General features: G+C 66.9%; 12 protein-coding genes. 8 read left to right on the top strand and 4 right to left on the bottom strand.

Features of this window, described 5'->3' with window-relative positions:
* Nucleotides 1-55 precede the first annotated feature (55 nt).
* Genes ABC728_RS02065 through ABC728_RS02075 form a run of 3 tightly spaced genes read left to right on the top strand, consistent with a single transcriptional unit; the run spans nucleotide 56 to nucleotide 4,044 of the window.
* Entirely contained in the window at nucleotides 56-1,558 is a 1,503-nt protein-coding gene (locus ABC728_RS02065) for an aldehyde dehydrogenase (protein ID WP_416619753.1), read from the top strand.
* Nucleotides 1,555-2,859, top strand: coding sequence for an MFS transporter (locus tag ABC728_RS02070; protein ID WP_416619754.1), 1,305 nt, complete (start codon nucleotides 1,555-1,557; stop codon nucleotides 2,857-2,859). The genes ABC728_RS02065 and ABC728_RS02070 overlap by 4 nt, the downstream gene beginning before the upstream one ends.
* Before the next feature lie 57 nt (nucleotides 2,860-2,916).
* A complete protein-coding gene (locus tag ABC728_RS02075; protein ID WP_416619755.1) occupies nucleotides 2,917-4,044 on the top strand; it encodes an epoxide hydrolase family protein in 1,128 nt (375 codons plus the stop codon).
* A gap of 89 nt (nucleotides 4,045-4,133) precedes the next feature.
* On the opposite strand, the gene ABC728_RS02080 is transcribed toward ABC728_RS02075, so the two are convergent.
* The 3 genes from ABC728_RS02080 to ABC728_RS02090 all read right to left on the bottom strand — a co-directional run bounded on the left by ABC728_RS02080 (nucleotide 4,134) and on the right by ABC728_RS02090 (nucleotide 7,173).
* Complete coding sequence (locus ABC728_RS02080; RefSeq protein ID WP_416619756.1) at nucleotides 4,134-4,733, bottom strand: aspartyl/asparaginyl beta-hydroxylase domain-containing protein; 600 nt, start codon at nucleotides 4,731-4,733, stop codon at nucleotides 4,134-4,136.
* A gap of 14 nt (nucleotides 4,734-4,747) precedes the next feature.
* Entirely contained in the window at nucleotides 4,748-6,010 is a 1,263-nt protein-coding gene (locus tag ABC728_RS02085) for a sugar MFS transporter (RefSeq protein WP_416619757.1), read from the bottom strand.
* Nucleotides 6,011-6,228: 218 nt separating this feature from the next.
* Entirely contained in the window at nucleotides 6,229-7,173 is a 945-nt protein-coding gene (locus ABC728_RS02090; protein WP_416619758.1) for a MurR/RpiR family transcriptional regulator, read from the bottom strand.
* 350 nt (nucleotides 7,174-7,523) lie between these two features.
* On the opposite strand from ABC728_RS02090, the gene ABC728_RS02095 reads away from it, so the two are divergent.
* The 5 genes from ABC728_RS02095 to ABC728_RS02115 are packed head-to-tail and all read left to right on the top strand — an operon-like array spanning nucleotide 7,524 to nucleotide 12,587.
* A complete protein-coding gene (locus ABC728_RS02095) occupies nucleotides 7,524-7,913 on the top strand; it encodes a RidA family protein (RefSeq protein ID WP_416619759.1) in 390 nt (129 codons plus the stop codon).
* Nucleotides 7,914-7,915: 2 nt separating this feature from the next.
* Complete coding sequence (locus ABC728_RS02100; protein ID WP_416619760.1) at nucleotides 7,916-9,076, top strand: hypothetical protein; 1,161 nt, start codon at nucleotides 7,916-7,918, stop codon at nucleotides 9,074-9,076.
* Complete coding sequence (locus ABC728_RS02105; RefSeq protein ID WP_416619761.1) at nucleotides 9,069-9,845, top strand: SDR family oxidoreductase; 777 nt, start codon at nucleotides 9,069-9,071, stop codon at nucleotides 9,843-9,845. Before ABC728_RS02100 ends, ABC728_RS02105 begins: the two co-directional genes overlap by 8 nt.
* A 2-nt stretch (nucleotides 9,846-9,847) precedes the next feature.
* On the top strand, nucleotides 9,848-11,119 hold the full coding sequence (locus ABC728_RS02110; RefSeq protein WP_416619762.1) for an alanine racemase: 1,272 nt from the start codon (nucleotides 9,848-9,850) through the stop codon (nucleotides 11,117-11,119).
* 13 nt (nucleotides 11,120-11,132) lie between these two features.
* Nucleotides 11,133-12,587 carry an N-acyl-D-amino-acid deacylase family protein gene (locus ABC728_RS02115; protein ID WP_416619763.1) on the top strand — a complete coding sequence of 485 codons (1,455 nt, stop codon included), beginning with the start codon at nucleotides 11,133-11,135 and terminating at the stop codon, nucleotides 12,585-12,587.
* Here ABC728_RS02115 and ABC728_RS02120 read toward each other — a convergent pair.
* Nucleotides 12,573-14,141: a tetratricopeptide repeat-containing sulfotransferase family protein gene (locus ABC728_RS02120; RefSeq protein ID WP_416619764.1), complete on the bottom strand. Its 1,569-nt coding sequence runs from the start codon at nucleotides 14,139-14,141 to the stop codon at nucleotides 12,573-12,575. The two genes, ABC728_RS02115 and ABC728_RS02120, sit on opposite strands and share 15 nt — an antisense overlap.
* Nucleotides 14,142-14,176 lie beyond the last annotated feature (35 nt).

The raw sequence follows: 14,176 nt of genomic DNA on the forward strand, positions 1-14,176 counted from the left end.
GGATGTTCCCCGCCCGCCACCCCTTTTTGCCGCCATCTGCCTGCACGGACGGGACATGACCACGAACCTTGCCAACCTGTCGCACACGGATCATCTCTTCATCGCCGGGCAGTGGGTCCGGCCGGCATCCGGCGGCGGCTGGATCGAACTGGTTTCACCATCCACGGAAGCGGTGCTGGGCGCGGTCGTCGCGGCATCTCCGGCCGATGTCGACCGCGCCGTGGCTGCCGCGCGCCATGCGTTCGACCATGGTCCCTGGCCGCGCATGACGGCGGGGGACCGGGCGGCGGCCCTGCGCCGCGTGGCCGACCGGCTGGCCGCCCGCGCGCCGGATGTCGCCTATGCCTGGTCGGCGCAGGTGGGCATGCCCATCGCCCATTCCGGCATGTTCGCCCAATATGCCCGCGCCTATTTCGACTATTTCTGTGGTCTGGCCGAGGGCACGGGCTTTGAGGAGCTGCGCACCCCGGCCCAGGGTGGCACCTGTGTGGTGGTGCGGGAGCCGGTGGGCGTCACCGTCACCATCGTGCCCTGGAATGCACCGCTGGCCACCTTGCTGTTGAAAGTGGCGCCGGCCCTGATGGCCGGCTGCACCGTGATCGCCAAGCCGTCGCCCGAAACGCCGCTGGAAGCGCTGCTGCTGGCTGAATGCGTGGCGGAAGCGGGCCTGCCGGAAGGTGTCTTCTCCGTCCTGCCGGCCGGGCGCGAGGTGTCCGAATACCTTATCCGCAAGCAGGAGGTGGACAAGGTCAGCTTCACCGGCTCCACGGCGGCGGGGCTGCATGTGGCGTCCATCTGCGCGTCCCGGTCGGCCCGCGTCACGACCGAACTGGGCGGCAAATCGGCCGCCATCGTGCTGGAGGATGCGCCCGTCGACACCGTGGTGGGCGGCATCATGCCCAACCTGATCGGCCTGTGCGGCCAGCAATGCGCCGCCTTCAGCCGCATCCTGGTGCCCCGTGCCCGGCAGGCGGAAATCACCGAGGCGCTGGCCGCCGCCTTCCGGTCGGTGCAGGTGGGCGACCCGTTCGCGGCGGACACACAGATGGGCCCGCTTGTCGCCCGGCGGCAGCTGGACCGGGTCCGCGACTATGTCAGCCGTGGCCAGGCGGAAGGCGCCCGTCTTGTCACCGGCGGCGGCCGGCCGGCAAACCTGCCCCGCGGCTGGTATATCGAGCCCACGCTGTTCGCCGAGGTGGACAATGCCATGACCATCGCGCGTGAGGAGATTTTCGGCCCCGTGGGCAGCATCATCCCCTTCGACGATGTCGAGCAGGCCATCGCCATTGCCAATGACAGCCCCTATGGCCTGTCGGGCGGTGTCTTCACCCAGGATACCGACCGGGCCTATGCCGTTGCCCGGCGCATCCGGACGGGCAATTTCGCCCAGAACGGCCGCGTCATCGATTTCACGCTGCCCTATGGTGGCTTCAAGCAGTCCGGCGTGGGCCGGGAAGGCGGGATCGAGGGGCTGCACGGCTTTACCGAGATCAAGACGGTTTTCCTGCCGCACGCCCCGTCGCATCTGGCCCCGTCCGGTGCGGAGCAGCCGGCATGACCACAGGGGAAGGGTACGCGCCCGGCTATACGCCGCTGAGGGCGTGGTGGGCCGTGCTGGTGATCGTGTTGTTCCAGATCGTCTCGCTGATCGACCGGACGGTCATTGCCGTGCTGATCCCGGAGATGCGGGCCGATCTGGGCCTGAACGATTTCCAGCTTTCCCTGATTCAGGGCATGGCATTCGCCCTGTTCTATGGCGCCATGGGGCTGGTCATCGGCGGTCTGGTGGATCGCTGGTCGCGCCGGGGCATCATGTTCGCGGGCATCACGCTCTGGTCGCTGGCCGCGGCCGCCACAGGTCTGGCCCGCAACTATGCGCAGCTTTTCGGCGCCCGGCTGCTGGTCGGGTTCGGGGAGGGGGCCATCTCCCCCGCCGCGCAGTCGCTGCTGTCGGGCATATTCCCGCGCCACAGGCTGGCCACGCCGATGTCCTGCTTCGTCGCGGCGGGTGTGGCCGGCATCGGCCTGTCCTTCGCGCTGGGGGGCTTCCTGCTCGATCATTTCACCCGCTCGCCGCTGGGTGGTCCGCTGGAAGGGCTGGCGCCCTGGCGGCAGGTGCTGGTGGTCACCGGCCTGCCGGGGGTGCTGATCGGGCTGCTGGCCTTCAGCTTCCGGGAACCGGCCCGGGCTTCCGTACAAGGTGCCGGTGCCGGCTGGGGCGTGTTCTTCGCCCATCTGCGCCGGCATGCGCGGCTGATCGGCGGCATGATGGGCGGGTATCTGCTGGCCGCCATGGCCACGCAGGGCACCATGATCTGGGCGCCGACCTATGCCCGCCGCGTGCTGGACATGGGTGCTACGGAGGTCGGGGCCATGATGGGCCTGGCCGTCACACTGGGCGGCATCGTGGGCGGCCTGTCCATGGGGCTGCTGGTCGACCGGCTGTTTGGCCGCGGCATCCGCGATGCCGCCCTCAGGCTTTATTTCTGGATGCTGCTGCTGGCGCCGCCGCTGGTGGCCCTGGGTATCCTGGCCGGGTCGGCCCAGGTGATGTTCCTGGCCATCCTGCTGCTGATGCTGACGGTCGGCGCTTCCTTCGGCCCGGCGCTGACCGCCGTGCAGATGGTATCGCCGCCGGAGATGCGGGGCCGGTTCGGGGCGCTGGCCGTGCTGGTGTCGAACCTGGGCGGGCTGGCGCTGGGCCCCATGCTGATCGGCGGGCTGACGGATTATGTCTTCGCCGATCCCGACCGGATCGGCTGGTCCATCACGCTGTCGCTGGTCGTGCTGGGTGCTGCCGCCGCCGCCCTGATCGCTTGGGCCCGGCCGGCCTACAGCGAGCGGATGCGGGAAATGTGACGGGACGCCGTTGCCATCTCTGGCGGCGGCGGGGCGTAGCGGGAAAGGGCATCCGGTATGAACGACATGATCACGCAGTCAAACCACCCCCGCCCCTTCACCATTGCCATTCCCGATGAAACGCTGGACCTGATCCGCCGGCGGCTGGAATTGTCCGCGCCCCGCCGCCATGCCCCGGCCGATGACCGGGACTGGCGCTATGGCACCGATGCCGGCTGGGTGGCGGGCCTGCGGCAATATTGGCTGACGCGGTATGACTGGCGCGCGGCGGAACGGCATCTGAACCGGCTGCCGCAGTTCATGGCGAGCGTGGACGGGACCGATATCCATTTCATCCATCTGCGCGGCGACGGTTCGCGCCTGCCGCTGGTGCTGACCCATGGCTGGCCGGGGTCGTTCTTCGAGTTCGACCGCGTGGTCGAACCCCTGGTGGCAGCCGGTTTCGACGTGGTCGTGCCGTCCCTGCCGGGTTTCGGCTTTTCCGGCCGCCCCGACGGGATCATCGGCCCCCGGCATGTCGCCTCGCTCTGGCGCCGCCTGATGGTGGATGTGCTGGGCTATCCCCGGTTCGGGGCGCAGGGCGGGGACTGGGGGTCGGCCGTCACCACCTGGCTGGGGCGAGACCATGCCGATGTGGTGGCCGCCATCCACCTGAACCTGTTCATGGGGCCGGTGGTGCCTTCGGCCGGCGACGATGCCGAAACGCTGGCCTGGCGCCAGCGGCTGCTGGCCGTGCAGCAGATGCAGTCCGCCTATATGATGGAACAGGCCACGAAACCCCAGACCATCGGCCTGGCGCTGGCCGACAATCCGCTCGGCTTCGCGGCCTGGGTGGTGGAGAAGTTCCATGGCTGGGGAGATACGAAGGGTGATATCGACGGCCATTTCGGCAAGGATGCCCTGCTGACCAACCTGATGATCTATCTGGTCAATGACGCGGTGCAGTCGGCCATCTGGATGTATCACAGCATCTTCACCGAGCCGCGATCGGACGACCGCGTGACAGTGCCCACGGGATGCGCGCTGTTCCCGGCGGAGTTCCTGCCCTATCCGCCGCGCGCGGTGGCGGAACGCTGCTATCATGTGACCCGGTGGACGCCGATGCCGGCCGGTGGCCATTTCGCCGCCATGGAGGAACCGGCCGCTTTCAGTCGGGAGGTGGCCGCCTTCTTCGCGGATTTTTGAAGCGGTTTGTGCCAAGCTGCCGGATGGCGTCGCCTGGCGCATGGGATGCATTGATCAGAACCATAGGTTCTGGTCACCGAAAAATAGTATTACGCCACCAGTTGCCCGTCCGGGTCCTGTACAATTTCCCCTGGCAGGACATAATCCAGAATGGCATGGATGCGGGCCTGGGCGCTCTGGTTGCGCACGGCATGGGGCTTGCGGTTGTTGATCTCCCAGATCTCCCCCGCCGCCAGATGGCGAACCACACCGGCGATGCCGAAATCCACGCCTGGCGCGGTGACGATGGGAAAATGGATGCGATGCGCCCGTGACAGCGAGGCGCCATTGTCCCGGTGGGAGCCGATATTGCCCCCGGCCGCCAGCCGCACCAGGATGATGCGCTGAAAATAGCCGGGGCCGCTGATGGTGCCCGGCGGCGGGTTGCGGGCGTAGAAATCCCGGATGATGTCCATCACCGGTTCCAGCAGGGGCTGGAACCGGGCGAAGGCCGGCTGGATGGTGGCATCGGTGTGCCGCATGTCCGGATCGAAGATCAGGCCCACCGTTTCGGTTTGCGCATGGGCGCGATAAACCTGCTGGCGCCCCGTCTCCGCCGTCCAGGCATCCGTCCCCATGGCGGCCATGGCAGCCTGGGCGGGAGCAGGATCGGCGCTGCCGATGAAGCGGTATTCCCCGTCGAAATACATGGTTTGTCCTCCGATCACGCCGACCGTATGACAGGCCGGCTGCCGCGCACGGCGAAATACCAGATGAACAGGTAGGATGGCGCCATCAGCGCCAGGAACACCCACTGGAAATGCGCCACCTCCTTCAGCAGGGCGAACATCTGGGGGACGACGGCACCACCGGAAATGGCCATGACCAGGATGGCGGAACCGGTGCCGGTGTGCCGGCCCAACCCCTGAATGGCAAGGGGGAAGATGGCGGGCCACATCATGGCATTGGCAAAGCCCAGGGCCGCCACGAACCCCACGGAGACATAGCCCTGTGTCGCCCAGGCCCCCGCCACCGCCGCCGCACCCAGCAGCGCGGACAGGGCCAGATAGCGTTCCTGGCTGACGACGCGCGGAATGAGAAGCAGCCCCACGATATAGCCCAGCATCATGCCGCCCAGCGTCAGGGAGGTGAAATAGGCCGTCTGCTCAAACGGCAGGCCGAACGCTTCGCCATAGATGCCGATGGCATCGCCGGCCATCACCTCCACGCCGACATAAAGGAACAGGGCGACGGCCCCCAGCCACAGATGGCGGAAGCCCAGCAGATCGCGCCAGTTGCCCCCGCCGCCCCCACCTTCTTCCGCCCGCAGGTCGGGCAGGGGAGAGCGCCAGACGCCCAGTGCCAGCAGGGCAAGGATGGCGGCCATGGCCAGATAGGGGCCGTGGACCTTCTGCGCGAAGCTTTCCAGAAGCGGCGTGCGCGCCTCCGGTGCGGTGCCGGCCACTTCGGCCGCCAGATCACCCACGCCCTGCATGACCAGCAGGCCGAAGACGATGGGCGCCAGCATGCCCGCCCCCTTGTTGCAGATGCCCATCACCGCGATGCGCCGGGCCGCACTTTCCGGCGGCCCGGCCAGCACGACATAGGGATTGGCCGCCGTTTGCAGGACCGCCAGTCCGCCGCCGATGATGAACAGCCCGACCAGCGTGCCGGGGAACCAGTGCATGGTGGCGAACTGACCGAACAGGACGGCCCCCACGGCCATGACCGACAGGCCCAGCGCCATGCCGCGCTTCATGCCCGTCCGGCGCAGAATGGCGGCACTGGGCAATGCCAGAACCAGATAGGAGAGGTAGAAGACCATCGGCACTAGAAAGGCGCCGACATCGCTGAGCGAGAAGGCCAGCTTCACGAAGGAGATCAGCGGCCCATTCAGCCAGGTGACGAAACCGAAGATGAAGAACATGGCCCCCAGGATCGCGAGGGTGCCGCGCGGGGCGGCGGGGCCGGGTAATTCCGTGTTCATCCCTGTTTCCCTTGTTCTCATCCGGGCACAGGGTTTCATCCGGACGGGCTGTTCTGCCGTCCGTCCGCACCCCCCATGTCCGCCCCGGTTGTCCGGGATTTTGATCCGGCGGCGACTGCCGCCCTGCGCCCCGTGGCGCGTAGCCAGGCCCACGGATATGGGCGACGGCAGTTGCGGTCCGGTGATCGGTGCCGATCACCGGGAACAGTATAAGGCGGTCAGTCGCCGATGGGCTGTTGCGGGGCGATCCCGTGCAGGGAGGCGACGCTGGCCCTGGTCTGGCGCAGCATCAGTTTTGCACGGGGACCCAGGCTTTCGGCAACCTGATAGGCCAGAAGATCGATCATCAGCAATTGTGCAAACCGCATCGGGTTGGGCTGGAATTCATGTACGCCCGATTGGGTCAGATCGACATGCAGGCAGATATCGGCATCGCGGCCCAGCGGGCTGTCCCGGTCGGTGATGGCCACCGTCTGGGCCCGGTAATAGCGCGCCAGTTCCACACTGTCCTGCAGGGCGCGCGGCCGCCCGGTCGATGAGACGAAGATGGCGGCGTCGGCTGCCTCCAGGGTCGCGGCGCTCATCCGCTGCATATAGCTGTCGGTATAGAAGGTGGACGCGATGCCAAGGCGGAACAGGCGATTGTGCATCTCCTGCGCCAGGATGGCGGAACTGCCGCCCAGGCCGTAGATCAGCACCTTGCGCGCCCGCGCCAGCGCGGCGGCCGCCCGGCCGATCATTTCCAGGTCCAGCCCCGCCATCGCCCCGTCGAGGGCGGCCAGCGCCCGGCCATGCAGGTGGCGGGCGAATTCACCGTTGGCCGTGCCATCGAACCCGGCAGGCGGTTCGGTGGCCGTGCCGGTGCTACCGGCCTCCACCGGCAGGCGGGCATCACGCTGGGCCTGACGCAGGGCCAGATCCTGAATGATACGGTATTTCAGGTCGCGGAACCCTTCGCAGCCGATGGTACGGCAGAAGCGGACCACCGTCGGCTCACTGATCCCGATATCGGCGGCGATGGCCCGCACGCTGGAGCGCACGAATTCCTCCGGTTCCGCCATCAGCTTGCGGGCGATTTTCGCCTCCGACCGGGACAGCGACGGCAGCAGCGCCTCTATCCGGTCCAGCAGATCGTCCGGCACCGCATTGTCCTGATATACCATCGACCATCCTACCGGATTCTGCTGTGTTCTGATGTTGTTGGATGTTTGTTACATTTTGGCCAAACAATCAACGACATTTTTGGCTGGCCGGGGGCGGATGAAGGGGGCTTTGTCATAGTTATTTGATTATAAATAGAATTTATGCCGGCATCTCTGCCTCCTTGCGGGCGGCCAAAGAGCTTTGCGGGCGTTGCCAGCCCGATCTCCGATTCTGGATGCGAGAACGAGGTGCCGATTTTAGATCAATAATGTATCAAAGCTACATTTTATGTTTGACGTTCCGATCAATTCGGCGGATGAAGAAGAAAGGCCGATGGAACGGCGCATGTCGCGGGAGAGGTTTCTGGATCATGGCGATTGAACGGATCGGTGGTGTGAAGACGGGCACGGGCGGGCAGGCGCTGCCCTTCTGCCAGGCGACGAGGGCCGGTGGTTTCGTCTTCGTGTCGGGCCAGGTGGCCATGGACGCGAACGGGGAGATCATTGATGGTGGTATCGTTGCGCAGACACATCAGACAATGCGCAATGTCATCGCCATCCTGGAAAAGGCCGGCTGCACCCTGGCCGACGTGGTGAAGACCAATGTCTGGCTGGATGATGCCCGCGACTTCCAGGCTTTCAACCGTGTCTATGCCAGCTATTTCCCTGATGGCCCGCCGGCCCGGTCCTGCGTGCAGTCACCGCTGATGGTCGATGCAAAGGTGGAGGTCGATGTCACCGCCTATCGGGAGCCGGCCTGACCATGGATTTGTCGCTGGGCTGGTACGCCTATCCCTGGAACCTGCACGACCCGGCGGGTGATCTGGCCCGCATGCGCGATGCCGGCATGACGCACCTGACGGTGGCCACGTCTTATCATGCCGGGAAGTTCATTCAGCCGCGCGACCCCGTGGCACGGGTTTATTTTCCGGAAGATGGCGCCATCTATTTCCGCAGCCGGGGCCGCGTGCGGCATGGCGCGCTGAAACCGCAGATGGCGGCGGTGACCGGCGTGCGCGACGTGCTGGGCGAATTGTGCGCGGCCGGGACGATGCCCGTCCGGGCCTGGACCGTGCTGAACCACAATACCCGCTTGGGCATGGCGCATCCGGACTGCACCGTCCGCAATGCCTGGGGGGATGCCTATGTCTACAGCCTGTGCCCGGCCCATCCCTTGGTGCGCGACCATGCCGTTGCGCTGTGTACCGACATCGCCGACAGTCTGGACGTGGAAAGCCTGCTGCTGGAAACGCCGGGCTGGCTGACCTATGCCCATGGCTATCACCATGAATTCGCGCAAAGCGGCCTGCCGGCTGAAATCGAGGAACTGCTGGGCCTTTGCTTCTGCGACCATTGCCGGGCAGGGGCGACGGCGGCCGGGATCGATGCCGATACGCTGCGGCTTCAGGCCCGCGCCGCCATTGACGCAGGACTGGCGGGCGCGACGGCGGCCGTGGACGCGGACCTGCTGGCGGCTTTTCACGCCTGGCGCTGTGGTATCGTCACGGCCCTGTGCGCGGAAATCCGCCTTGCCGTGCGGGCGGCGGTGGCGGTGCGTGTCATCTCCACCTGCCAGCGCCCGCATGCCACCACCTATCGCGAGGGGGGAGACCTGCGGGCGCTGAACAGGGTCACCGACGGGCTGGAACTGCCCATCTACCAGGGATCGGCTGCGCAAGCGGCGGCGGACCTGCGCCATGTCCTGGATTTACTGGCGGGTCAGGCACCGGTGCCCGGCGTCATCCTGCGTCCCGGCCTGCCCGACATGGGCAGCGAGGCGCAACTGACCGATACGCTGGCTTCCGTGCGGGCGCAGGGTGTCAACGATATCTCCTTCTATAATTTCGGGTTGCTGCCGGCACCCCAGATCGGCTGGGTCGATCGGGCCGTGCGGGCATTGCGCGGGGGTGGGGCCAATGGCTGATTTTACGGCGAAGAACGTCCTGATCACCGGGGCGGCCGGCGGTATCGGTGTCGGGCTGTGCCGGCATTTCCTGGATGCGGGTGCCCGTCTGCTGGCCCTGGACATGGATGCAAGCGGGCTGGACCGGCTGGCGACGGCCATGGATGGCGGAGAGCGGCTGCGGGTGGTCGCGGTCGACCTGACCGATCTGGCCGCCGTGCGGGCGGCGGTGGCTGCATTCGGTTCCGTCGATATCCTGATCAACAATGCCGGGGCGGCGGCGGCCACGGCGCTGGCCACCCTGACGCCAGAGGCCTGGGCCCATGATCTGGGTATCAACCTGACGGCGGCCTATCATTGCGTGGAGGCGGTGAAGCCGGCCATGATCGCGCGCGGCGCCGGTGTCATTGTCAATATCGGCACGGTCAACGCCATGACGGCCCTGGGTCATCCGGCCTATAGCGCGGCCAAGGCGGGGTTGATCTCCTATACCCGCTCGCTGGCCATCGAATATGGGCCGCTGGGCATCCGCGCCAACATCATCTGCCCCGGTACGGTGCGCACCCAGGCTTGGAACGCGCGGGCAGAGCGCAATCCGGAGATATTTACGTCCTTGCGCAAATGGTACCCGCTGCGCGACTTCCCCGACCCGTCGGACATCGCCAAGGCCGCCGCCTTCCTGGCCGGTGACGATGCGCGCATGATCACCGGTGTGGTGCTGCCCGTGGATGCCGGCCTGACGGCGGGCAATCCGGTAATGGCGGCCGAACTGACGCTGGAAAAGTTCTGATCATGCTGACCCTCGTCCCCCTTCTGTCTGAGCCGCTGCCCCCGGGCACCAAGGGGTTGCCGCCGCTGCCCCCTGGTTTCACGCTGGACCGGATCGCGGATCAGGGCTGGCGGGTGCTGGCAGGTGATGTGCCGCTGCCGGTTGCGGTGCTGAAGCGGTCCGCCATGGACCGCAACATTGCCCGCATGCAATCCTATCTGGCCACCGGCGGCATGAAACTGGCGCCCCACGGCAAGACCACGATGTGCCCGCAATTGTTCGAGCGGCAATTGCAGGCCGGGGCCTGGGGCATCACGGTGGCCAATGTCCAGCAGCTGGCCTTGTGCCATGCCATTGGCGTGGAACGGGTGCTGATCGCCAACGAGGTGCTGGGACGGGCGGAACTGGCCGCCTTTGCCGGCATGAGCGCCGAGGCTCCCGGCAGCACCTATCACCTGTTGCTGGACAGTGTGGCGGGGGCGCGGCAGGTGCAGGCGGCCATGGCGGCCCGGCCCGACGCGCCACCGGCCCGCGTGATGATCGAGGTGGGGTTTCCCGGCGGCCGCTGCGGTGTGCGCAGCCTGGCCGACGGTTTGACCCTGGCTGACGAGATCCAGCGCCTGGACCGGCTGCGGCTGGTGGGGGTGGAGGGGTATGAAGGGTTGCTGCCCGGCCCCGAGGCGGTGAACGCCTATCTGGACATTGTCGTCCGGCTGCTGACCATTCTACGCGCCGACGGACGCTTTGCCGACCCCGACCATATCCTGCTGAGTGCCGGAGGGTCGGCCTATTTCGATCTGGTGACCCGGCTGTTCGGCGGGGTGGGGGCACCGGATATCGTGCCCATCCTGCGCAGCGGCTGTTACATCACCCATGATGACGGCTTCTATCGTCGTCTGTTGGGCGACGTGGCGGCACGCGGCCAGGCGCCCGGCCTGGAGCCGGCGCTGGAGGTCTGGGCGCGGGTACTGTCGCGGCCGGAGCCGGGGTTGCTGGTCCTGTCGGCCGGCAAGCGCGACCTGTCGCATGATATCGACCTGCCCACCCTGAAATCCTGGTACCGGCCGGGGCTGCATGAAGCGCCGCAGCCGGTGGCCGGCTGGCGCATCACGAAGCTGAGCGATCAGCATGCCCATGTCCTGGCCGAGATGCCGGCGGCGGCGACGCCGCTGGACGTGGGCGACATGGTGGCGCTGGGCATTTCCCATCCCTGCACGACCTTCGACAAATGGCGCGTGCTGCTGGAAGTCGATGACGGCTATCGCGTCACCGGCGGCCTGAAAACCTTCTTCTGAAAGGGCCCGAAACGTGGATTCGGACATCCAACCCGATCTGGTGCTGCGTGGCGGCACCGTGATCGACGGCACCGGCGCGCCCGGCTTCACGGCCGATGTGGCGGTGGGCGGCGGGCGCATCCTGGCCGTCGGCGACCTGCGCGACCGGCGTGCGCGGCAGGAGATCGACGTGGCGGGCCGGGCCGTGGCGCCCGGCTTCATCGATGTCCACACCCATGACGATCTGGCCTGCCTGACGAACCCCGACATGGCGGCCAAGGTCAGCCAGGGGGTGACCAGTGTCATTGTCGGCAATTGCGGCCTTTCCGCCGCCCCTCTGCGCCTTGCCGACGGGGTGGAGGAGCCGTTCAACCTGCTGGGGGCGGCAGGCGATTTCCGCTATCCAGATTTCGCCAGCTACCGTGCCGCCGTGGAACGGACGGTGCCGCGTGTCAATGTCGGCGCCCTGGTTGGCCATTCCGCCCTGCGCCTGATGTGCATGGATGATCTGGGCCGGCCTGCCGATGCGTGCGAATGCGGGGCGATGGGCGACCTGTTGCGCGATGCCCTGCGACAGGGTGCCCTGGGCCTCAGTTCAGGGGTGTTCTATGCGCCGGGGGCGGCGGCGGATATCGCGGAACTGACCTGTCTGGCGCATCTGGTGGCGGCGGAAGGCGGGGTCTATACGGCTCATATCCGCAACGAATATGACGGGGTGGCCGATGCCCTGCGCGAGGCCTTCGCCGTGACGGCGGCGGACAGGCTGCCGCTGGTCATCTCCCACCATAAATGCGCCGGCGTGCGCAATTGGGGCCGATCGGCGGAAACGCTGGGCCTGATCGACGCGGCGCGGGTATCGCAGCCGGTCTTCATGGATTGCTACCCCTACAATGCCGGTTCCACCGTCATCCGCGCCGATCTGGCGGATGGGGAGATCGAGGTGCTGGTCAACTGGTCCGAACCGCATCCGGAAATGGCTGGCCGCACCATGAAGGACATCGCTGCGCAATGGGGCTGCACCCAGGCGGAGGCGGCGACCAGGCTGATGCCAGGTGGGGCCAGCTATTTCCAGATTCATGAGGATGACATGCGTCGCATCCTGTCGCACGAGGCCTGCATGGTCGGTTCCGACGGGTTGCCCAACGATCCACTACCCCATCCACGGCTCTGGGGCACGTTCCCGCGCGTGCTGGGCCGGTATTCCCGTGACCTGGGGTTGTTTCCCCTGGAACAGGCGGTGCATCGGATGACGGGCCTGTCGGCTGCCACCTTCCAGCTTGGCGACCGGGGCCGCATTGCACCGGGCCTGGCCGCCGATATCACCGTCTTTGATCCGGCTTTGATCCAGGACCGGGCGACATACAGCGATCCCAGGGCCATGGCTGCGGGGATCGACCGGGTATATGTGAACGGTATGCTGGCCTGGGCCGAGGGCGGGCTGGCGGGCGGGCGGGCGGGCCGGTTCCTGGCGCGGTCAGGCTGCTGCTGATCCCAACACCGCCTGCGCCGGTCCCAGATGGGCGGCGTAGCGGCGCCAGCCGCCCACCGATGATGTGTTGATCGGCTGGCGGACCTGCACCGCGCTGGCCGTGGCCACGGCGGCGCGGTTCTCCTCGATCCGCACGCAGGCCGGATGCCAGGACAGGCCGCAGAAATTCAGCAGATCGCGCACGCAAGGCTCCGGATCGGCCACCAGCGCCTCATACGCCACCATTTTGAACCGGCCGGGCAGCAAGGCTGCCCAGCGTGTCGCCAATTGCCGGAAACCGGTGTAAAATTCGGCCGCCGCCGCCAGATCCAGGGAATAGCGGTAGAGCGGGGTGGCAAATTCGAAAAGCTGGCGATAGTTGCTGACCACGCTGTCCAGCGGATCACGGAGCAGACAGACGAAACGGGCATGGGGCAGCGCGGCGGCGATCAGCCCGACCAGTTGGACATTCAGGTGGAACTTGTCCAGGAACCGTTCCGCCCCGCCGGCCAGTTGCCGCCCCTTTTCCACATAGGCATGGCCGATCCCGTCAAGGTCCACGCGGCCCGATGCCACCCGTTCCAGCATCGCCTCATCCACCAGATGGCGTGTGGCGACGCCAGTCGCATGGCGCAGCAATTGGGCGAAATGCTGGAACTCCCCGATGGAGGTCAGGTCCGGATGGCCTGACAGGATGCGGTCGACCAGCGTCGTACCCGACCGGGGCATACCCACGACGAAGATGGGTTCGGCCCGGCAGGTGCCGGTGACGGCAGGGGGGGAGGCCGCCAGTACCGCCGCCGGCGCCTTGGCACTTTCGCGCGGGTCGGCGCCCAGGGCTTTCAACAGCGCCGCCTTGCCGTCGCGCAGGTGGATGAAGGCCTCGTCATACCGGCCCAAAGCCTCGCATTCCTTGGCAGCGGCATGGGCCAGATGGATGCGGTCGCGGGCGTCGGGGACCGTTGCGATCAGGGCGGTCAGCCGGTCCAGATGGTGGTGGTCGGCTGTGATCCCCCCCAGTGATGTCAGGGCTGCGTGCGCCTTGATATATCGCGGGGCCAGACCGATGGCCGTTTCCAGTGCCCGGCGGGCACCGTCGAAATCGCCCGTGAATTTCAGGCTGCTGCCCAGGTTGAAGTGGACGGCCGGGTTGCGTGACCCTTCATCGGCGGCACGGCTCAGCACGACGGCCGCCTTTTCATGCTGGCCAAGCCTTGTATGGATGGCGGCGATGGCGTCCAGTACCAGGTCGGACAGGGGCGAACAGGCCAGTGCCGCCCGCGCGCATTCCTCCGCTGCCGCGATATCCATGCGCCTTGCATGGCATTTGCCCAGTTGCGCCCGGTATTCGCCGGTGGTCGGGGCCAGTGCCACGGCCCGTCCGCATAATTCCAACTCCTCCGCGAACCGTCCCATGTCCCCCATGGCGCGGGCCAGCAGCGACCAGCCGGCGGCATCCGCCGGATCACCGGCCAGTATCGGCCGCAGCAGGGCCTCTGCCCTTTCAGGCCTGCCGGCGATCAGGGCCGCCAGTGCCGGAGCATGGAAATCGTTCTGCCGAATCGTTACGGTCATGAAGGGGACCATATGGAGTTTTGCTACATCGGATG

This window comes from Niveispirillum fermenti, from assembly GCF_052474395.1.